The following is an 18,654-nucleotide window of genomic DNA, read 5'->3' as shown; positions in this document are numbered from 1 at the left end:
CACATTGTTTTCTACGCCGCCGAACCTACGCCGGTGGTGGTGCGTAATCGCCCTTCCAACCTGCGCTTCAACCCCCGCGCTTCAATCAACAGTTTTGATCCCTTGGCCGCATTGGCCCGACCCCATTCCTCCAGCAACTCCAGACACGAGTGATCGATGTAACTCAGGTTATTGAGCGGCACATGCACCGTCGCGCCTGCCGGAATGGTCCCCAGAACCTGGGTCAGCGCCGGCACTTTGAGGAAGGTCGCTGCACCTATCAATCGCAGCTCCATTTCGCCGTCCTTGGGCAGATCGATCAGGCTGATTTTCAGCCGCGAAGCCTTCCAGGCCAGTTTGGCCAAGGTCAGGCCGAAGCCGATCAGCACGCCGGTCAGCAGGTCGGTGAAGATGATCGCCAGGGCTGTTGCCGCGTAGGTGAACATCGGCATCCGCCCATAACGGCCCAGACCACGGAAGGCCTTGAGGTCGACCAGTTTGAAGCCGGTGTAAACCAGAACGCCCGCCAGGCTCGCCACCGGTATGCTTTGCAGTACGCTGGACAGCAGCAACACGAAAGCCAGCAGCCACAGGCCGTGGAAGATCGTCGACAGTCGCGTGGTGGCGCCGGCCTGGACATTGGCCGAACTGCGCACGATCACGCCAGTCATCGGCAATGCGCCGAGCAAACCGCAGAGCATGTTGCCGACGCCTTGAGCCGACAGTTCCCGGTCGAAGTCCGAGCGCTGGCCACTGTGCATGCGGTCGACCGCGGCGGCCGAGAGCAGGGTTTCGGCGCTGGCGATAAACGCCACGGCAAATGCGGCGATTAGCAGTGTCGGGTCAGCCAGGTTGAGTAAATCTGCGGGTTTCAGCCAGTCGATGGCTTCCGCCAGGTTGGCCGGGACTTCCACTCGTTTGACTTGCAAGGCGAGCACCAGGCTGGCGACGGTCGCCAGGCCTACACCCAGCAGTGCGCCGGGAATGAAGCGCAGGGAGTGGGGGCGGAATTTCTCCCACAGCCACATCACCGCAATCGTCGACAGCCCGAGCAACCCGGCTTGCCAACCCAAGGACGGCAAGGCCTGGGCGACGGCAGCCGGGAAGGCTGCCAGGTTATCCAGCCCGGAAGGCTTGGGCACGGCGTCGAGCATCACATGCACCTGTGACAACACGATCAATACGCCAATCCCGGCGAGCATGCCGTACACCACTGCAGGCGCCGTGACCCGAAACCAGCAGCCCAGCTTCAAACGCCCAGCCACCAGCTGCAGAAAACCGGCCAGCAACAGGATTGGCCCGAGCATGTCGATGCCGTGCTGGCGTACCAGTTCGAACACCAGAACAGCCAAACCGGCCGCCGGGCCGCTGACTTGCAGTGGCGAACCGGCAATCCAGCCCACCACCAGGCCACCGATGATCCCGGTGATCAAGCCTTTGGACGGCGGCAGCCCCGAGGCGATGGCGATGCCCATGCACAAGGGCAGGGCGACGAGAAACACAACCACGGACGCCAGCAGCTCCCGTGGCAGAACAGCTTTAAGTTGAGCAGCACGCATGGTGACTCTCCCGAAGTTTTCTTCAGGCGTGGCGAAGCCGGGCTGCTTGATCAGCAGCCTCGGCTAAACCACACAGTAATTTAGGAAGATTTAGAAGCGCGCTTTGGGCGTCGCCACCGGAATCGGATGGCTGCCATCGAGCGGCAGGAAACACCCCTTGTCCGCGTCGTAAGCTCTGATTTCGCTGGTTTCGATGTTGTAGATCCAACCATGGATAAACAGCTGACCATTGGCCATGCGCGAGGCAACCGACGGGTGCGTGCGCAAATGTTGCAGCTGGGCGATCACATTCTCCTCGGTGAGGACGTGCATGCTTTCGTTTTCGTCAGCGCAATGGCAGTTTTCCTGGACCATGGTTTTTGCCACTTCGGCATGACGCAACCAGGCTTTGACCGTTGGCATTTTTTCCAGGCTTTGCGGGTTGAGCACTGCGCGCATCGCGCCACAGTCCGAGTGCCCGCAGATGATGATGTGTTGCACGCCGAGGGCCAGAACGGCGTATTCGATCGCCGTGGAAACACCGCCGTTCATTTGCCCATAAGGCGGCACAACGTTGCCGACGTTACGGGTGACGAACAAGTCGCCGGGGGAGCTTTGGGTGATCAGCTCAGGAACGATGCGCGAATCGGCGCAGGCGATGAACATCGCCCTGGGGCTCTGGGCCGTGGCGAGTTTTTTGAAGAGTTCTTCCTGCTGTGGAAAAACCTCGTGATGAAAATGCAAAAAGCCGTCAACGATATGCTGCAGCGCTGCATCGGCGGTTTCCGCCTCGGGTTGGGCTGAAGCCGACGCAGCCAACGGCTGTTTATCCTTGTCACTCATGATTCATCCTCTTTGGCGGAGTCAGGGAATTTTCCCGTTTTGTCCGGTGTGAAGCCAGTGGCTGTTTAAAAAACATCCAGGCCGAGCATCTCGACCCATCAGTCACTCGATGAACAAGGTAGCGACCGAAACTTAACTCAAACTGAATAAAACGCTCTAGAACGTGTGTTCCAGGTCACAAAAAACGTGACCGGCGTGGTGGCAAAGTGCATTTCACCCTACTCAACCATAGGCCAATTGTCCTCAAATCAACGACATCTGGCGACCCGGCGGACAGAAGGCTTCGCAGTCCAGATTGAAACCTTCCCGACGATTGAGCCCCAGGCGTTTGATGGTTTTGGCAAAGCGTTGCGCCAGCAGATCGGCAAACGGCCCTTCGCCACGCATCCTCGCACCGAAGCGACTGTCGTAGAGCTCGCCACCACGGCTCTGACGAATCAGGCTCAACACATGAGCGGCACGCTGAGGATAGTGGGCCGCCAGCCATTCTTCGAACAGCGGCGCGACTTCCAATGGCAAGCGCAGCATCATGTAGGCCGCACTTTGCGCCCCCGCGGCATGAGCTTCGGTGAGCAGGCTTTCGAGTTCGCTGTCGTTGATCATCGGAATCATCGGCGAGCACAGAACGCCCACCGGAATTCCCGCTTCACGCATCACGCGGATCGCTCGTAACCGGGCCTTGGGTGCCGCAGCGCGTGGTTCAAGGATGCGTTTGAGCTCGTCGTCCAGGGTGGTGAGGCTGATCATCACCGCCACCAGCCTTTGCTCGGCGAGTTCGACCAGCAGGTCCAGATCCCGAAGAATCAGCGAGCCCTTGGTAATGATGGTCACGGGATGGCGATAGCGCAGCAGCACTTCGAGGGTTTTTCGGGTGATTTTGTGTTCGCGTTCGATCGGTTGATAAGGGTCCGTATTGGAGCCCAGATTGATCGGCGCACATTGATAGCCACGTTTGGAGAGCTGCTCCTCCAGCACATCGGCGGCGTTGGTCTTGGCGATCAGTTTGGTTTCGAAATCCAGTCCTGGCGACATGTCCCAATAAGCGTGGCTGGGCCGCGCGTAGCAATAGATGCAACCGTGCTCGCAGCCGCGATAGGGATTGATCGAACGATCGAAGGGCAAGTCTGGCGAGTTGTTGCGAGTGATGATGGTTTTCGCCGTTTCGATGCGCACCTCGGTGCCTTGGGTGATCGGCGCTTCCTGATACCAGCCGTCATCCTCGGCCACCGAGCGATTCGGCGCGAAGCGGTTGTGCGGGTTGGTGGCGGTGCCGCGGCCGCGAGGGGGGGGAAGAGGGGTGGACATGAAAACGCCTCTGTACTGTTTTTATATACAGTATAGAGGCGTTATTCATCTGGCTAGTGCCGCTGGGCAGTCAGTTCTTCCGGGTGACTTGCCCCAGATCGTCGGCCGACGTGGTCTTCATATCATCCGTGCGCAGGTCTGCTACCTCGCTCGCCTTGACCGGCAAGCCGCCGTTGCCCCAGCTGCCGCGGATGAAACTCACCACATCCGCCACTTCCTGATCCGACAAACGCCATGCGAATCCCGGCATGGTAAAGGTCGAAGGTGCCGTGTGAGTCGCCGGCAGCGTACCGCCCTTGAGCACGATGTGAATCAGTGACGTCGGATCCTCCGACTGCAACACCGGGTTGCCCGCCAGCGCCGGGAACACTTTGGTGTAGCCATGGCCATCGGTACGGTGACAGGCCGCGCAGTTGTCGATGTACACCGAAGCGCCAGGCTTGCTGTCGTCCCCGTTCCACAGCGCCTGCGCTACCTGTTTGTCGTACTGGTGTGGCTGATCGTCGGGATCATTCGCCGGCAAGGACTTGAGGTAACGGGCAATCGCGGTCAGATCGTTGTCGGTCATGAACTGCATGCTGTGCGTCACCACATCACTCATGCCACCAAACACTGCGCTGCGATCACTGCGACCGGTCTTGAGGAACTGCACCAGTTGCTCTTCGCTCCAGCTCCCGAGGCCGTCTTTGTGATCGCCGCGCAGACTTTTCGCGATCCAGCCTTCAAGCGGTGCACTGCCTGACAGAAATGCGCTGCCTTCGCCTGCATTCAGGGCTTTTTCCTGCATGGTCAGGGCACGCGGCGTATGGCACGCACCGCAATGTCCGAGGCCCTCGACCAGATAAGCCCCACGACTGACCACGGCATCTTCGCCGGGTGCCGCTTTGTAGTCCGCCACAGCCGGGGCAAACATCCAGCGCCAGCCCGCAAGCGGCCAGCGCATGCTCAAAGGCCAGGGAATGTCGCTGGCCTTGTTCTCCTGAGCGACAGGCGCCACGCCATGCATGAAGTAGGCGTACAAGGCTTGTATGTCGGGTTCGTTGACGCTGGCGTAGGACGGATAGGGCATCGCCGGGTACAACGTACTACCGTTTTTGGCGACGCCATGGCGCACGGCCTTGTCGAAATCCTCAAAGCTGTAGTTGCCCAGGCCGGTTTTATCCGGCGTGATATTGGTGGAGTAGATCGTCCCGATCGGCGTTTCCATCGGCAGGCCGCCGGCGAACGGCTTGCCGTCCTTGGCGGTATGGCAAGCCACGCAGTCACCCGCGCGGGCGAGGTACTCGCCTTGTTTGATCAGGTTTTGATCGATTTCTGCGGCGTTGATCGAGCCACAACCGAGCAGCGCCAAGGTCGCGATAACAAGTGCTTTCATGGTCATCGCTCCTTAAGCCTGAACCAGCGGGCCGGGGTTTTTCAGGTACTGCTCGCGGATCGCCCGGGCCGACCAGTAGGTCAACGCTGCCACCAGACCGGTAGGGTTGTAGCCCAGACCTTGTGGGAAAGCTGATGCACCAGGGACGAAAACGTTATGCACATCCCAGCTCTGCAAGTAACGGTTCAGGGCGCTGGTTTTCGGATGGGTGCCCATGATCGCGCCACCGTTGAGGTGGGTGGTCTGGTAAGACGCGGTGTTGAAGTGATCACCAACTTTTTTGCCCAGTACGGCGATGGCCTTGGGGCTCATCGCTTCGGCGATCTTGCCCATTTTCTCGACCATGAAGCGGTTCATCTTGATGTCGTTTTCCTGCCAGTCGAAGGTCATCCGCAACAGCGGCAAGCCGTAGGCATCGCGGTACACCGGGTCCAGATCGAGGTAGTTGCCGCGGTAGGACTGATGCGCGCCGTGGGCATCCATCGACACTTGATGGGTGTAGTAATCGGCGGTGGCACGTTTCCAGGCACTGCCCCAGGCCGGGGTGCCTGGCGGGTTGGATGTGCCTGCGATTGGTCGGCTGCCGGCCTGGTTGACCCACATCGGCGAGCCGCCGACGAAGCCATGGGGCCCGTGATCGAAGTTGTCGGCGTTGAAGTCGTCCACCGCCACGCCGTTACCGCCGGCGCCGATAAAGTTATTGGTGTGGGTGTCTTTGTCGAAGTAAGCCTTGATGGTGGCCATGTTCTGGTAGGCGAAGTTCTTGCCGACCACGCCTTCGCCACTGATCGGGTCATACGGTTTGCCGATACCCGAAAGCAACATCAGCCGCACATTGTGGAACTGGAAGGCACCGAGGATCACCAGATCTGCCGGCTGCTCGATTTCCCGGCCCTGGCCATCGATGTAGGTCACGCCTGTCGCCTTGCTCTTGGTGCTGTCGAGATTGACCCGCAGTACGTGGGAGTTGGGCCGCAGCTCGAAATTGGGCAGCGGTTTGAGCGCCGGCAGAATGTTTACGTTCGGCGATGCCTTGGAATACATGTAGCAGACGTAACCACTGCAAAAACCGCAGAAGTTGCACGGGCCCATCTGTGCGCCATAAGGGTTGGTGTAGGGGCCTGACGTATTGGCCGAGGGCAGGTTGTAGGGTTTGTAACCCACTGCGGTGGCCGCTTTCTGAAACAACTGTGCGGAAACAGTGTTCTTCTGCGACTCCAGCGGGAAATGATTCGAACGATCCGGCGCGTACGGGTTGCCGCCCTTGCCTTCACCGACCAACTGACCCTTCACCGTCCAGGCCTGACCCGATGTGCCGAAAACCTTCTCGGCGTAATCGAAAAACGGTTCCAACTCCTCATAGCTGACGCCGAAGTCCTGGATGGTCATGTCCTTGGGGATGAAGCTTTTGCCGTAGCGTTCTTCATAGTGGCTGCGCATGCGCAACTCGATCGGGTCGACCCGAAAGTGCACGCCGGACCAGTGCAAACCGGCGCCACCGACCCCATTGCCGGGCAGGAAGGCGCCCAGTTGGCGGTTCGGCAACGCGATGTCATTCACGCTATGGCGAATGGTCACGGTCTCTTTGGAGATGTCCTGGAAGAGTTTTTTCCGCACGCTGTAGGTGAGTTCGTCGATCACCTGTGGATAGTTGCCGTCAGGGTAAGTGTCCTGCATCGGCCCGCGCTCCAGCGCCAGCACATTCAGGCCGGCCTCTGTCAGCTCCTTGGCCATGATCGCGCCCGTCCAGCCAAAACCGACGATCACTGCGTCGACCTTCTTCATTACCGTTGCCATGCTTACGCCCTCTCGCCGCGTATCGAAACTGCCGGGAAGGGGTATTGCTCGTTGCGTTCCACCCAATCCATGAAATCGGCGCGGGCGCCGGGGAAGCCGATCATGGTCCAGCCGACCATGCCTTTATTGCCGCCGTGAATCGGGTCGCAGAAAAATCCTTCTTTGGTGTTTTGCAGCAGCAGGTTGAAGAAAATCTTCGCTGGGACACTGTCGAACTAAGGTTTTCCGGCCTCGAGTTGTTTGAGCAAATCGTCTCGGGTAGCGCTGTCTTGCTCAGCAAATGCTTTACCGTTGAACGCTTTCGACCAAGCATCCGTGGCGGCGATGCCCAGGCGATAAATCTCTTTGGGCACCAGTTTGCTCTGCCAGCCCATTTCCGGAGCCGCGTCTGCGTTGAACGGTCCCTGCATGAACCACAGCGCGCCGGCCGCGTAAGGCGTGTTCATCTGGCGGTCGATGTATTCGGGGACACCGGCTTCCAGGGCGCCTGGCCCTTGGGCATCGCTTGGAATCAGCTGCGCGACAGCCGCCTGGATGAACGTCCATTCTTCGGCGGTGAAGTAGCTGGGTTCATAGGTGCTGGTGCTGACCGGCGCTTTGCCGGAGCTGGCCGGGGCTGCTTCGGGCGCGGCCATCAGGACCGTGCTGCCCAGACCGGTGCTGGCAACGGTGACCACCGGGATCAAGGTCAGGGATTTGCGCAAAAACTCACGCCGCGGGTTGTCTCGATCTTGATCGGACATAGGGTGGCACCTCATCAGGCATAGCGGTTTTTCAGCCGTCTCGCAGGACGACTTTTCGTTTTGGCACCGATGAAGATCGCCAGCAAGCGGGGAGCAATAGGGCGCATCGGTAATATGGAGAAACAAATGGTAGCAGGCTAAGCATAAAGATGAACCGATTCAGCTGAAAAACCTCGGTTTTGCGACGAAAGCGATCGGCCGATTCACGATTCTTTGACAGACGGCTCACAGGCCTTTGACTGCTCGGGGGGGAAGCTGGGCCGTCATCTTCCCAATTCTCCTGAACGGTCACCCCGAGCATGTCTCTATCGCGTTTTATCCCAGCGATCTGCCTGTCGCTGGCCGCACTGTTGAACCTGACGCCGGCCCTTGCCGACGACAGTGCGTTGCCCCGACCTGCGGAGTGGGCTCAATCGGTCGAGGTGCAATACAACCTCTTCAAAATGTCCCCGACGCTCTATCGCAGTGCATTGCCCGACAGCGGCGCCGTGCCGTTACTGGAAAAACTCAAGGTCGGGACCGTTATCACTTTCCTGCCCGAGTCGGACTCCAGCTGGTTGTCGACACCAGGGATCGCACAGGTACAGCTGCCCTATCGCACCAACCATGTGGATGATGCGGATGTACTCAAGGCCCTTCGCGCGATCCAGACTGCCGAAGCCAAGGGACCGGTGCTGATGCACTGCAAGCATGGTTCGGACCGCACGGGCCTGATGGCGGCCATGTACCGGGTCGTGGTGCAGGGTTGGAGCAAGGAAGACGCCCTGAACGAAATGACCCAGGGCGGCTTTGGTGACAGCACTCATTTCAAGGACGGCGTCCGTTACATGATGCAGGCTGATGTCGACAAGCTCCGCACCGCGCTGGCCAACGGCGATTGCAGCACGAGTCCGTTTGCCAGTTGTTCGATGAAGAGCTGGTTCAAATCGGCCCACGTCGAGTAAACCGTTACCTCCGCGGGCAATGGCCTCTGAGCCTGCAAAAGCGGATGGGTATCGGGCATGGCGTCTTCCTTGAGTAGAGGCTGAATGTGGTCAGCCTATAAAGGAAGCGCAGGGGAAAGGTGGTAGATAGATACCACCTTCCAATCCGTTCAGGAGTGGAAGGTGGTGTTGACTCAGTGTTGCTCGTCAGGCTTTTTCTTCAGCTTCGGGTTCGGGAAAAACTGCACGGCCTGAACCTTGGCGTCCGGCACCTTCAGCGCCGAGGTGTTGACCCGCGTGCCCAATTCCTTGGGTACCGACAGGCCTTGTTCATTCAACGTGTCGGAATAACCGCAGGCCACGCACTCGCGGTGCGGGACTTCGTCTTCGTTCCACATCATCAACTTGTCCGGCTCGCTGCAGGCCGGGCAGACAGCCCCGGCGATAAAGCGCTTTTTCGTGATCACAGGACCCTCGCTCATGCTGCCGCGACCTCAGTCAGGCCGCTGTGGCGCAAGAGTGCGTCAATCGACGGCGGGCGTCCGCGGAAGTCGACGAACAGCACCATCGGCTCCTGGGAACCACCGCGTGCCAGGATCGCTTCGCGGAATGCACGGCCGGTCTCGGCGTTGAGCACGCCTTCTTCTTCGAATTTCGAGAAGGCATCCGCCGACAGCACTTCAGCCCACTTGTAGCTGTAGTAGCCCGCCGCATAACCGCCGGCGAAGATGTGCGCAAAGCTGTTCGGGAAACGGTTGTAGGCGGGTGGACGCATCACCGAGACCTCGTCTCGCACACCTTCAAGCACCTGCGCCACGCTACGGCCGTCACCGTGGGTGGCGTGCAGGTCGAAGTCGAACAGCGAGAACTCCAGCTGACGGACCATCATCAGACCGGACTGGAAGTTCTTCGCGGCGAGCATTTTCTCCAGCAGGTCCTGAGGCAGCGGTTCGCCGGTTTCGTAGTGACCGGAGATCAGCGCCAGACCTTCCGGCTCCCAGCACCAGTTCTCCATGAACTGGCTTGGCAGCTCGACCGCATCCCAGGCCACGCCGTTGATGCCGGATACGCCGGCGTGTTCAACGCGGGTCAACAGGTGATGCAGGCCGTGACCGAATTCGTGGAACAGGGTGGTCACTTCATCGTGGGTCAGCAGGGCCGGTTTGCCGCTGTCGGCCGGGGTGAAGTTGCATACCAGGTTCGCCACCGGACTTTGCAATACGCCGCTGATCGTGCGGCGACGGTCACGGGCGCCGTCCATCCAGGCGCCGCCACGCTTGTTGGCGCGAGCGTAGAGGTCGAAGAAGAAGCGGCCGACGTGCTGGCCGTTTTCCTTGATTTCGAACAGGCGAACATCCGGGTGCCAGGTGTCGAAGCCTTTCAGTTCGGCGATTTCAATGCCGTACAGACGCTGAACGATAGCGAACAGACCGCCCAGCACTTTGTCGATCGGGAAGTAAGCGCGAAGGGCTTCCTGGGCGACGCTGTAGCGCTGCTCGCGAAGCTTTTCACCGTAGAAACCGCTGTCCCAGCTTTGCAGGTCCGGGCAGCCTTGTTCGGCGGCGTACGCCTTGAGCTGTTCCAGATCCTGGGCGGCGAACGGTTTACTGCGCTTGGCCAGATCGCGCAGGAAACTCAGTACCTGATCGCTCGATTCGGCCATTTTGGTGGCCAGGCTCAGCTCCGAGAAGCTGGCGAAGCCCAAGAGTTTTGCAAGCTCCTGACGCAGGTCGAGGATTTCTTCCATGACCGGGCCGTTATCGTTCTGACCGGCATTCGGGCCTTGGTCCGACGCACGGGTGCAGTAGGCGGCGTAGACTTCTTCGCGCAGGGAGCGGTCTTGGGCGTAGGTCATCACCGCGTAGTAGCTCGGGAATTCCAGGGTGATCAGGAAGCCTTCCAGGCCTTTGGCCTGTGCAGCCGCGGCCATTTGCGCCTTGGCCGAATCAGTCAGGCCGGCGAGGGTCGCTTCGTCAGTGACGTGCTTGGTCCAGGCCTGAGTGGCGTCGAGCAGCTGGTTGGAGAAGCGGCTGCCCAGCTCCGACAATTTGCTCTGCACTTCGGCGTAACGCTTTTGTTCGGCTTCCGGCAGGTCGATACCCGACAGACGGAAGTCACGCAGGGAGTGTTCCAGGATAGTTTTCTGCGCCACCTCGAAACCGGCAGCTTCGGGACTGTTAGCCAGCGCTTCGAACGCCTCGAACAACTCGCGGTTTTGGCCCAATTCGGTGGAGTAGGCGCTCAAGGCCGGCAGGCAGGATTCGTAGGCTTCGCGCAATTCGGCGCTGTTGCACACGGCATTCAGGTGGCTGACCGGGCTCCAGGCGGCGCCCAGTCGATCATTCAGCTCGTCCATCGCCAGCACCAGGCCGGCCCAGGTCGGTTGTTTGCCCTGGACTTTGAGGATCTCGATAATGGCGGCGCGGTTGTCAGCCAGGATCTGTTCAATGGCCGGTTGCACGTGTTCGGCCCGGATCGCCGAGAACGGCGGCAGGTCGTAGGACTGCAAAAGAGGGTTGTTCACGCTCACGTTTGGCACCTTGGCTGGAAGAAACATTGCGCCATCTTAATTACAATCGACGCTCACCGCAGCTATCAGCAAAAGAGAGAGAGCCTATCGTGACCCTTCGCAAGTATCAGAACCACACGCCGCTACTGGGCAAAGGCGCCTTTGTCGACGGTTCGGCGGTGGTGATCGGCGACGTCGAAATCGGCGAAGACAGCTCTGTCTGGCCACTGACGGTGATTCGTGGCGACATGCACCGCATCCGTATCGGCACGCGCACCAGCGTGCAGGACGGCTGTGTGCTGCACATCACCCATGCCGGGCCGTTCAATCCCGATGGTTTTCCGTTGCTGATTGGCGACGATGTGACCATCGCGCATAAAGTCATGCTCCACGGCTGCACTGTGGGCAATCGGATTCTGATCGGCATGGGTAGCATCGTCATGGACGGCGCGGTGGTCGAGGACGACGTGATTATTGGTGCTGGCAGCCTGGTGCCGCCGGGCAAACGCCTTGAAAGCGGCTTCCTTTATGTGGGCAGCCCGGTGAAGCAGATTCGGCCACTGACTGACAAAGAAAAAGCCTTTTTCACCTACAGCGCGGCGAACTACGTGAAGCTCAAGAATTTGCATCTGGCCGAAGGCTACGACCAGCTCTGACCCTGCGCCCTTATTCAGGATTCAACATGCATTACCAAACCGTATTGTTCGACCTCGATGGCACCCTGACCGATCCACGCGAGGGCATCACCCGTTCGATCCAGTTCGCCTTGAGCAAACTGGGCATCGATGAGCCCGACCTGACCAAACTTGAACACTTCATCGGCCCGCCGTTGTTGCAGGCGTTCATGCAGTTCTACGATTTCGACGAGCCCAAGGCGTGGGAAGCGGTGAACTTCTATCGCGAACGCTTCAAGGTCACCGGCCTGTACGAGAATCGCGTGTTCGATGGCGTCACACCTCTGTTGGAAACCCTCGGCGGGCAAGGGCGACAGCTGTACATCGCGACGTCCAAACCGTGGATTTTCGCCCGGGAAATTGCCCGGCACTTCGACTTCGCCAAGCACTTCAAAGTGATCTATGGCAGCGAACTGGATGGAACCCGGACCAACAAAGTCGAGCTGATCGCCCACTTGATGGCCGAAGAAGGCCTGGACCCGGCCAACACCCTGATGATCGGCGACCGTAAGCACGATTTGATCGGTGCGCGCAGCAATGGGCTGGATGCGGCGGCGGTGGGTTACGGGTTTGGCAGTCGGGAAGAGTTGAGCGCTGAAGCCCCGGCTTATCACTTTGAAACGCTGGAAGAGATGCATCAGGCGTTTTTGCAGCGATAGTTCAATCGCCTTCGCGAGCAGGCTCGCTCCCACATTAGATCTGCGAATACAAGTCCGTTGTGGGAGCGAGCCTGCTCGCGAAGAGGCCCGCTCCGCCTCTGAAGTTTTATGCTCCAGCCAATGCCTTCAAAGCCGCCTTACGTTCTGCAACCGGCAACGCGCCGAGCTTCTCGACTGCCGCATAAAACTTCACCCAATCCCCGCCCACCTGTCTGAACAACGCCGCAAACGCCGGCACCCATTGGTCGTACAGCCCAAATGGCATCAGTCGGGCATTGTTCATCGGCGCATTGATCCACGCGTCATAGCGTTTGTCCCCAGCCCATTGGCTGTCGCGCAGCTGCCGGTATTCACCCCGCAATCGTTCGAACTCGTCGGCTTTGCGCTGGCGCATCCGGTCGGCGGGCAGGGGCAGGGTGTACAGCCGTTCGAGTCGCGTGCGGGTATCCAGAACCAACTGAATGAACTGGTCCCGTTGCTGCACCTGTGCGCCGCTGTCTGGCGCCAGGCCGCGGAATGCACGCCATTGGCGGGTGCCTTCCTGTTCGACGAAGGTGGCGAAAGACTCATTGAACTCGGTGTCGTCCTTCACATAAACACGTTGATGCGCCAGTTCATGGAAGATCAGCGTGGCCAATCGTTCGTCACCCCAGGCCATCATCGAACTGATAATCGGATCGTTGAACCAGCCGAGCGTCGAATAAGCCTCGACGCCACCGATCGACACGTCCATACCTTGCAATCGTTGCAACGCAGCTTCACCGCGGGCCGCGCTCTGACTGTAATAACCGCGGTAGGCGACGCAACCGGCGATCGGGAAGCAATGGTTCTGGGGTGTCAGGGAAAATTCCGGCGTGGCAAACACGTTCCAGACTACGAACGGCCGGCCAATGTCGGCGTACAAACGGTAACTCTGGTTATCCGGCAGATGCAGCTGTTGGCTGGCGAAGGTGCGGGCCTTTTGCGATTGAGTCAGGTGCGCACGCAATAGCTGATCGCGACCGGGATCGGCAATCACTGTGGAAACCGGCTCGCGTGCCCGCAGCAATTGCAGCTGACCACTGGCCAATTGGCCGTAATAGCTGATGCCGGCGCAACCGTTGAGAAACAAAAACAACACACCCGGAAACAAAATGCGTAAAACGCGATCAAGTAACCCAAGGCTTGGAAGCGGCCTGATCAAAATGAATCATCCCTGGAGAGTCTGCCCGCAAGACTATCCCGCCTGACTGGAGCTCCGCTATGCGCACGTTGATGCTGACAGGAAGCCTGCTGTTGCTGGCCGGTTGTGCTGGATTCGGATTACCCCGCCATGATCCGGCTCAAGCGTGGATCGACCTGGAGTCGAAGCAGGAAGACACCGCGCTGCAGGCGCTGGAAGTCGATGACAAGGCCGCCACCGACAAGCGCTATTTTGAGGTCCAGCCGGGTAGCCATGAGCTGACGGTTCGTTACCAATTCCCGGTCGCGCCAAGCAACATCGGCCCCGACGCCGAGCCGCTGTGGCGTGACTGTCAGCTAAACGTGAAATTCAAGGACTTCAATGCCGGCGAGCGGTATCAGCTCAAAGCAGGAAATATCGGTTTTCGGCCGTGGGCAAAACTCTACGATCAACAGCGAAAAGTGATTGGCCAGGGTGTACCGGCAGGCTGCCAACGCACCTGATCGGCGTTATTCTTAAGGTCTAGTCCTTGAGAAAATCATCATGCGCAGGTTAATGCTGTTACTTGCTGCAAGCATCGTTGCTGGCTGTCAGAGCCCGTTGCCAGCGGTTAATCCGCAGATGGCCTGGGTCGAGTTTTCTACGCCATTCCCCAACGATAAATTGCTGATGGCCGAACGACTGGACAAGCAGCGGTTGCGCGACGGGCGTTTTTTCCAGGTCACCCCCGGCAGCCATGAGCTGATCGTTCGATTCGACTTCGAAGTGCCCGGTGGTGGTGGCTTAGGTGTGATGGACGGTCCCTCGGAACGGCTGTGCTACCTGACCATCAACTATGATCATTTCGAAGCCGGCCAGCGTTATGTGCTGGTAGGCCAGTCGATAGCGTTTACTCCCGGTGCCCGGCTGTACAACGCCAAGCGTGAAATCGTCGCTGAAGACCGAGAGTCCTATTGCCTCATGTGAGGTGAATCAGCGGTCGTTCTTCTGGTAGATGATTTTCTTCGTACCGCCTTCGCACGAGCCCACGACCATATTCTGGTCGTGTACTTCGTCGTTGGTGACGATTTCCAGCGTGTAGGACGAGACGTTATTGGCCTGGATCTTGGCTTCAATCTCGGCCTTGAGTTCTTCACAGGATTTAGCTGCCGCGAGGGCCGATGTGGCCAGCGCGCAACAGATAACCGCCAAGGCGAAACGTTTCATGGTTGAAGCTCCTTTGAGGCAGCGCGCACGATGATGCGTTTTAGCTGCTGTCATTTATTCGACCACAATCTCGCCAGCCAGGTTTTGTTTCAGCGCAAAAAAAGAACGCAGCCCGCCGAGGCTGCGATCTTTTATAGGGCGCGCGAAAAAACCCTCTATCAGCTGACCAATGTTGCATCCAGGCTGATTTTCGCATTCAACACTTTGGAAACCGGGCAGCCTTCTTTGGCTTTATTGCTCAATTCTTCAAATTGAGCCTGAGTCGCCCCAGGAATCTTCGCTTTGAGGATCAATTTCACTGCCGTGATCGCGAATCCGCCGTCCACCTGGTCCAGGGTGACTTCGGCATTGGTATCAATGCTGTCAGCCTTGAGACCGGCATCGCCGAGAATCATCGAAAACGCCATGGAGAAGCAGCCCGCGTGCGCTGCGCCAATCAGCTCTTCCGGATTGGTACCCTTGCCGCCCTCGAAACGTGCCTTGAAGCCGTAGGGCGCTTCTCTGAGGACACCGGTTTCCGTGGAAATCGAGCCGATGCCGGTTTTCAGATCACCTGCCCAATGAGCCGATGCTTTCTTCGTAATAGCCATGTCTGCCTCCTCAAGATTCCGGTGCGCAACGTCGCACCTTCGTGGTTTTCGGTTGCTAGGGTTCTGAGGATAGACCGTGGTGCAAAGTTCACCTGATCTCATTAGTCCTACCGTTTACGTAGGAATTTATGCCTTGGCTATTGAAACTCGGGTATATGCCCTCATTGCATGAATCACGCTTATAGATTCGGCAGGTTTTCGTTTGTAAGAAAAAACCTGCGCCCTCAATTGGAGAAGCAGGCTTATGAAACGACTGTCCGATATCAAGTTCTCGACCCTCGATCTGGTGCCCGTGCGGGAGAACGGCAGCGCGGCCCAGTCGCTGCGCAATTCCCTGGACCTGGCTCAGCACGTCGAAAAATTCGGCTACAACCGTTTCTGGGTTGCCGAACACCACAACATGGATGGCATTGCGAGTTCGGCGACTTCGGTACTGCTTGGCTACCTGGCGGGCGGCACCTCGACCATTCGTGTTGGCTCGGGCGGTGTGATGCTGCCAAACCACGCGCCGCTGGTGATTGCCGAGCAGTTCGGCACGCTCGAAAGTCTGTACCCGGGCCGGATCGACCTGGGCTTGGGCCGTGCACCCGGTTCCGACCAAATGACCGCCCGCGCCTTGCGTCGTGAACGCTCCGGCAGCGCCGACGATTTCCCGGAAGACGTGGCGGAGCTGATGCGCTACCTCGGACCGCGCACCCCGGACCAGCGGATCATCGCAATGCCAGGCACCGGCACCAACGTCCCGGTCTGGCTGCTGGGTTCCAGCTTGTTCAGTGCGCAACTGGCGGGTGAACGCGGTTTGCCCTACGCCTTCGCTTCACATTTCGCACCGCGCTTCATGCATGAGGCCATTCGCGTCTATCGCAATCACTTCAAGCCTTCAGCAATATTGGATAAGCCTTACGTAATGCTCGGTGTGCCCTTGGTGGCTGCCGACACCGACGAGCAGGCCGATTATCTGGCGACTTCGGTCTATCAGCGCATCCTGGCGTTGATGCGTGGCCAGAGCCTGGTGCAACGTCCTCCGGTAAAAACCATGGACGGCCTGTGGCTGCCTCATGAGAAAGAGGCGGTCGGCGATTTCCTTGGTCTGGCGATGGTTGGCAGTCCGCAGAAAATCCGCGCCAAACTGGAAGTGCTGATCGAGCAGACCCAGGCGGACGAGCTGATTTTTACCTGCGACCTCTACGAACATGCCGATCGCGTGCACTCTTATGAGCTGCTGGCTCAGGTCATGAAGGGCTGAAGCTCAAATAGCGAGCGCAAAAAAGCCGACGTCATTGCGTCGGCTTTTTCATTTTCGAGGGAGGTCAGCCCTGTTTGTAGACGATTTGCTTGGAACCTTTTTCACAGGTGCCGACGACTTTCCCACCGGCAGCAGTGCCTTTATCGATGATTTCCAGTGAGTAATTAGAAATGCCCTTGGCATCCAGTTTCGCGGCGATTTCAGCTTTTAGCTCTTCGCACGACTTGCCCTGGGCCAGGGCTGTTCCCGCAAAAATCAACAAACCTACCGCTAAAATAAAATTCTTCATCGGGTCGCATTCCCTGGTCGGGTCAATAGGGTCACCCAGCAATCAGCCGGATGTAAATATGTAGCGCTTTGCCATTCCCTATGGCGCTCGGCCAGCGCGCAGGCTCAGAAGACTAGCTCAAACTCAGCTACTGGCAATCCGGAACCCGACTTTGAGCGTCACCTGAAAGTGCGCTGCCTTACCGTCCTTGATGTGCCCGCGGGTTTCGGTCACTTCAAACCATTCCATATATTTGAGGCTTTTGCTGGCCTCGGCCAGTGCGTTGTTGATGGCGTCTTCGATGCTGCTGGTGGACGAGCCGACGAGTTCGACTTTCTTGTAGGTGTGATGGTCAGTCATGGCGTTCTCCTCAGGGTGTGAAATACAGCCTAGCAGTGATTTTTCGTATTACTTCTGTCGGCCAATCCAAAGTGGAAGTTCAGATTTACTGCACTTTCTCGAACCCCTGAAGTCCCAACCAACACACGCAACTCAATCAATGCAGGAGAGCCACCATGGCCAACACCTCTTTACGTAAAGCCTCATTGCAAAGCATGGAAGCCGAGATCGAGAGTCTGCTGAAGTCTTTGGAAAACCTGAAGGACGACGCCTCGGACGAGTCGCGTAAAACCCTTAAAGTCTTGAAAAGCAACGCCGAGAACGCGCTGAAGCATTCGCGCCATCTGCTCAGCGATGCGTACGAAGACGTCAAAGTCAAAACCCGTGAAACCGGGATTGCCACGCGGGATTACGCCCAGGAACACCCTTGGACGACAGCGGGTGTGGCTGTCGGTGCATTGGGGCTGCTCGCGGCTTATCTTCTGTTTAAACGCGGTGATTAATCCGTCTGACGCAGCTCGTTTTTGAGCCACTGCGCCAGTTGCCGAGCGCGCCCGTCCGCGGCGCGCTTGGGTAGCCACAACGCCAGTTGCGCCGGGGTTTCACTGAAGCCCCATGGCGCAACCAGGCGCCCGGCCTTCAAGTCCTCAGCGACCAGCGGCTCGGGCGCAATCGCCACACCCAGGCCGGCCACTGCGGCCTCCAACAAGTAATACAAATGCTCGAAACCTTGTCCGTACTTCAACGCTTTGGCGTCGAGGTTGCTTTGCTGTGCCCAGCTTGGCCAGGCCTGAGGGCGTGAGGTGGTGTGCAGCAATGGCTCGCTCAGCAGCGCTGCGGGCGGTGCGTCTTGCAGTCGTTCGAAGCCGGCGAATCGCGGGCTCATGACCGGGCCGATCCGTTCGCTCGCCAACTCATAGACTTGCATGTCCGCTGGCCACGGTGGCTCGGCAAACACCAGCAAGGCGTCCAGTCCCGGGCGACGTGGATCGAGATCACCCTCGCCAGCCGACAGGTGCAGGCGCAGGTCCGGCAGGTCGGTATTCAGCCGTCCCAACCTGGGAATAAACCAGCGTGCCAACAAGCTGCCCGAGCAACCCAGTACGAACGGTGCATCGGCGGTGCTTTGGGTCAGCTCTGCACACACAGTCCGTAAACGCTCGAACGCCTCGCCGCTGGCATCGCGCAAACGAATGCCGGCATCTGTGAGTTTAAGGCCGCGACCATCCTTGATGAACAGGCTCACGCCCAGGTGTTCTTCAAGCACCTTGAGTTGCCGGCTGACCGCACCATGGGTGACGTGCAGCTGTTCGGCCGCCTTGCTGACGCTATTCAGGCGGGCAGTCGCTTCGAAGGCCCGAAGGGCGTTCAGCGGGGGAAGGTCATGGCTCATGAAATATGTGAGTTTTCCTGACAGGTTGCAGCGATCTTATCGGTTTTCAGCTCAAGGCGTCAGGGGTAGAGTTAGCCCATTGTCATCCCACGCATTCAACTGGAG

20 protein-coding genes and 1 pseudogene are annotated in these 18,654 nt (G+C 58.7%); 7 read left to right on the top strand and 14 right to left on the bottom strand.

Going from position 1 to position 18,654, the window contains the following annotated elements; all coding sequences use genetic code 11:
- Nucleotides 1-11: 11 nt before the first annotated feature.
- From ASC74_RS00205 to ASC74_RS00180, 6 genes and pseudogenes are all read right to left on the bottom strand, one after another.
- Complete coding sequence (locus ASC74_RS00205) at nucleotides 12-1,538, bottom strand: SulP family inorganic anion transporter (protein WP_056738406.1); 1,527 nt, start codon at nucleotides 1,536-1,538, stop codon at nucleotides 12-14.
- A gap of 90 nt (nucleotides 1,539-1,628) precedes the next feature.
- Entirely contained in the window at nucleotides 1,629-2,360 is a 732-nt protein-coding gene (locus ASC74_RS00200) for a carbonic anhydrase (protein WP_056738405.1), read from the bottom strand.
- A 243-nt stretch (nucleotides 2,361-2,603) separates the two neighbouring features.
- The gene (locus ASC74_RS00195) at nucleotides 2,604-3,665 is read right to left on the bottom strand and encodes a PA0069 family radical SAM protein (protein ID WP_056738403.1); all 1,062 of its coding nucleotides are present in this window, start codon (nucleotides 3,663-3,665) and stop codon (nucleotides 2,604-2,606) included.
- Nucleotides 3,666-3,735: 70 nt separating this feature from the next.
- Entirely contained in the window at nucleotides 3,736-5,040 is a 1,305-nt protein-coding gene (locus ASC74_RS00190) for a c-type cytochrome (RefSeq protein ID WP_056738401.1), read from the bottom strand.
- A gap of 12 nt (nucleotides 5,041-5,052) precedes the next feature.
- The gene (locus ASC74_RS00185; RefSeq protein ID WP_056738399.1) at nucleotides 5,053-6,837 is read right to left on the bottom strand and encodes a GMC family oxidoreductase; all 1,785 of its coding nucleotides are present in this window, start codon (nucleotides 6,835-6,837) and stop codon (nucleotides 5,053-5,055) included.
- A gap of 2 nt (nucleotides 6,838-6,839) precedes the next feature.
- Nucleotides 6,840-7,580, bottom strand: a pseudogene (locus ASC74_RS00180) (gluconate 2-dehydrogenase subunit 3 family protein).
- Nucleotides 7,581-7,879: 299 nt separating this feature from the next.
- Between ASC74_RS00180 and ASC74_RS00175 the strand changes: the two are divergent.
- Entirely contained in the window at nucleotides 7,880-8,524 is a 645-nt protein-coding gene (locus ASC74_RS00175) for a phosphatase domain-containing protein (RefSeq protein WP_056738397.1), read from the top strand.
- Between the two features lie 173 nt (nucleotides 8,525-8,697).
- On the opposite strand, the gene ASC74_RS00170 is transcribed toward ASC74_RS00175, so the two are convergent.
- Nucleotides 8,698-8,985 carry a YheV family putative zinc ribbon protein gene (locus tag ASC74_RS00170; protein WP_008152496.1) on the bottom strand — a complete coding sequence of 96 codons (288 nt, stop codon included), beginning with the start codon at nucleotides 8,983-8,985 and terminating at the stop codon, nucleotides 8,698-8,700.
- Nucleotides 8,982-11,060: an oligopeptidase A gene (prlC, locus tag ASC74_RS00165; RefSeq protein WP_177338823.1), complete on the bottom strand. Its 2,079-nt coding sequence runs from the start codon at nucleotides 11,058-11,060 to the stop codon at nucleotides 8,982-8,984. Before prlC ends, ASC74_RS00170 begins: the two co-directional genes overlap by 4 nt.
- Nucleotides 11,061-11,122: 62 nt before the next feature.
- Between prlC and ASC74_RS00160 the strand changes: the two genes are divergently transcribed.
- Together ASC74_RS00160 and ASC74_RS00155 are read left to right on the top strand one after the other, a co-directional pair.
- Nucleotides 11,123-11,668 carry a gamma carbonic anhydrase family protein gene (locus ASC74_RS00160; protein ID WP_056738395.1) on the top strand — a complete coding sequence of 182 codons (546 nt, stop codon included), beginning with the start codon at nucleotides 11,123-11,125 and terminating at the stop codon, nucleotides 11,666-11,668.
- Between the two features lie 26 nt (nucleotides 11,669-11,694).
- Complete coding sequence (locus tag ASC74_RS00155) at nucleotides 11,695-12,345, top strand: HAD family hydrolase (RefSeq protein ID WP_056738388.1); 651 nt, start codon at nucleotides 11,695-11,697, stop codon at nucleotides 12,343-12,345.
- Between the two features lie 106 nt (nucleotides 12,346-12,451).
- Here ASC74_RS00155 and ASC74_RS00150 read toward each other — a convergent pair whose 3' ends face one another.
- The gene (locus ASC74_RS00150) at nucleotides 12,452-13,528 is read right to left on the bottom strand and encodes an aminopeptidase (protein ID WP_082555736.1); all 1,077 of its coding nucleotides are present in this window, start codon (nucleotides 13,526-13,528) and stop codon (nucleotides 12,452-12,454) included.
- 59 nt (nucleotides 13,529-13,587) lie between these two features.
- Between ASC74_RS00150 and ASC74_RS00145 the strand changes: the two genes are divergently transcribed.
- Both ASC74_RS00145 and ASC74_RS00140 read left to right on the top strand, forming a co-directional pair.
- Nucleotides 13,588-14,010 (top strand): PA0061/PA0062 family lipoprotein, encoded by a 423-nt coding sequence (locus tag ASC74_RS00145; RefSeq protein ID WP_046044850.1) that lies wholly within the window; start codon nucleotides 13,588-13,590, stop codon nucleotides 14,008-14,010.
- Nucleotides 14,011-14,050: 40 nt separating this feature from the next.
- Entirely contained in the window at nucleotides 14,051-14,473 is a 423-nt protein-coding gene (locus ASC74_RS00140; protein ID WP_056738384.1) for a PA0061/PA0062 family lipoprotein, read from the top strand.
- 6 nt (nucleotides 14,474-14,479) lie between these two features.
- Here ASC74_RS00140 and ASC74_RS00135 read toward each other — a convergent pair whose 3' ends face one another.
- Both ASC74_RS00135 and ASC74_RS00130 read right to left on the bottom strand, forming a co-directional pair.
- Nucleotides 14,480-14,713, bottom strand: coding sequence for a DUF1161 domain-containing protein (locus ASC74_RS00135; protein ID WP_046044848.1), 234 nt, complete (start codon nucleotides 14,711-14,713; stop codon nucleotides 14,480-14,482).
- A 158-nt stretch (nucleotides 14,714-14,871) separates the two neighbouring features.
- Entirely contained in the window at nucleotides 14,872-15,303 is a 432-nt protein-coding gene (locus ASC74_RS00130; RefSeq protein ID WP_056738382.1) for an OsmC family protein, read from the bottom strand.
- Nucleotides 15,304-15,547: 244 nt separating this feature from the next.
- Between ASC74_RS00130 and ASC74_RS00125 the strand changes: the two genes are divergently transcribed.
- Nucleotides 15,548-16,549 (top strand): LLM class flavin-dependent oxidoreductase, encoded by a 1,002-nt coding sequence (locus tag ASC74_RS00125; RefSeq protein WP_046044846.1) that lies wholly within the window; start codon nucleotides 15,548-15,550, stop codon nucleotides 16,547-16,549.
- Nucleotides 16,550-16,613: 64 nt separating this feature from the next.
- On the opposite strand, the gene ASC74_RS00120 is transcribed toward ASC74_RS00125, so the two are convergent.
- Both ASC74_RS00120 and ASC74_RS00115 read right to left on the bottom strand, forming a co-directional pair.
- The gene (locus ASC74_RS00120; RefSeq protein WP_056738381.1) at nucleotides 16,614-16,838 is read right to left on the bottom strand and encodes a DUF1161 domain-containing protein; all 225 of its coding nucleotides are present in this window, start codon (nucleotides 16,836-16,838) and stop codon (nucleotides 16,614-16,616) included.
- A 123-nt stretch (nucleotides 16,839-16,961) separates the two neighbouring features.
- Nucleotides 16,962-17,177 (bottom strand): dodecin, encoded by a 216-nt coding sequence (locus ASC74_RS00115; RefSeq protein WP_008027736.1) that lies wholly within the window; start codon nucleotides 17,175-17,177, stop codon nucleotides 16,962-16,964.
- A gap of 155 nt (nucleotides 17,178-17,332) precedes the next feature.
- Between ASC74_RS00115 and ASC74_RS00110 the strand changes: the two genes are divergently transcribed.
- Nucleotides 17,333-17,659, top strand: a complete 327-nt coding sequence (locus ASC74_RS00110) for a DUF883 family protein (protein WP_046044844.1) — start codon at nucleotides 17,333-17,335, stop codon at nucleotides 17,657-17,659.
- Here ASC74_RS00110 and ASC74_RS00105 read toward each other — a convergent pair.
- On the bottom strand, nucleotides 17,656-18,549 hold the full coding sequence (locus ASC74_RS00105) for a LysR family transcriptional regulator (RefSeq protein WP_056738379.1): 894 nt from the start codon (nucleotides 18,547-18,549) through the stop codon (nucleotides 17,656-17,658). The genes ASC74_RS00110 and ASC74_RS00105 overlap by 4 nt on opposite strands.
- Nucleotides 18,550-18,654: the final 105 nt, after the last annotated feature.

The sequence above is a fragment of the Pseudomonas sp. Root329 genome (assembly GCF_001424925.1).
GTDB classification, from domain to species: domain Bacteria; phylum Pseudomonadota; class Gammaproteobacteria; order Pseudomonadales; family Pseudomonadaceae; genus Aquipseudomonas; species Aquipseudomonas arabinosi.
This window is presented reverse-complemented; position numbering and strand designations above follow the sequence as displayed.

Coding starts and splice junctions, on each gene's coding strand:
- ASC74_RS00205 (WP_056738406.1), bottom strand. CDS start 1,538: ATGCGTGCTGCTCAACTTAAAGCTGTTCTGCCACGGGAGCTGCTGGCG.
- ASC74_RS00200 (WP_056738405.1), bottom strand. CDS start 2,360: ATGAGTGACAAGGATAAACAGCCGTTGGCTGCGTCGGCTTCAGCCCAA.
- ASC74_RS00195 (WP_056738403.1), bottom strand. CDS start 3,665: ATGTCCACCCCTCTTCCCCCCCCTCGCGGCCGCGGCACCGCCACCAAC.
- ASC74_RS00190 (WP_056738401.1), bottom strand. CDS start 5,040: ATGAAAGCACTTGTTATCGCGACCTTGGCGCTGCTCGGTTGTGGCTCG.
- ASC74_RS00185 (WP_056738399.1), bottom strand. CDS start 6,837: ATGGCAACGGTAATGAAGAAGGTCGACGCAGTGATCGTCGGTTTTGGC.
- ASC74_RS00175 (WP_056738397.1), top strand. CDS start 7,880: ATGTCTCTATCGCGTTTTATCCCAGCGATCTGCCTGTCGCTGGCCGCA.
- ASC74_RS00170 (WP_008152496.1), bottom strand. CDS start 8,985: ATGAGCGAGGGTCCTGTGATCACGAAAAAGCGCTTTATCGCCGGGGCT.
- prlC (WP_177338823.1), bottom strand. CDS start 11,060: ATGTTTCTTCCAGCCAAGGTGCCAAACGTGAGCGTGAACAACCCTCTT.
- ASC74_RS00155 (WP_056738388.1), top strand. CDS start 11,695: ATGCATTACCAAACCGTATTGTTCGACCTCGATGGCACCCTGACCGAT.
- ASC74_RS00145 (WP_046044850.1), top strand. CDS start 13,588: ATGCGCACGTTGATGCTGACAGGAAGCCTGCTGTTGCTGGCCGGTTGT.
- ASC74_RS00140 (WP_056738384.1), top strand. CDS start 14,051: ATGCGCAGGTTAATGCTGTTACTTGCTGCAAGCATCGTTGCTGGCTGT.
- ASC74_RS00135 (WP_046044848.1), bottom strand. CDS start 14,713: ATGAAACGTTTCGCCTTGGCGGTTATCTGTTGCGCGCTGGCCACATCG.
- ASC74_RS00130 (WP_056738382.1), bottom strand. CDS start 15,303: ATGGCTATTACGAAGAAAGCATCGGCTCATTGGGCAGGTGATCTGAAA.
- ASC74_RS00125 (WP_046044846.1), top strand. CDS start 15,548: ATGAAACGACTGTCCGATATCAAGTTCTCGACCCTCGATCTGGTGCCC.
- ASC74_RS00120 (WP_056738381.1), bottom strand. CDS start 16,838: ATGAAGAATTTTATTTTAGCGGTAGGTTTGTTGATTTTTGCGGGAACA.
- ASC74_RS00115 (WP_008027736.1), bottom strand. CDS start 17,177: ATGACTGACCATCACACCTACAAGAAAGTCGAACTCGTCGGCTCGTCC.
- ASC74_RS00110 (WP_046044844.1), top strand. CDS start 17,333: ATGGCCAACACCTCTTTACGTAAAGCCTCATTGCAAAGCATGGAAGCC.
- ASC74_RS00105 (WP_056738379.1), bottom strand. CDS start 18,549: ATGAGCCATGACCTTCCCCCGCTGAACGCCCTTCGGGCCTTCGAAGCG.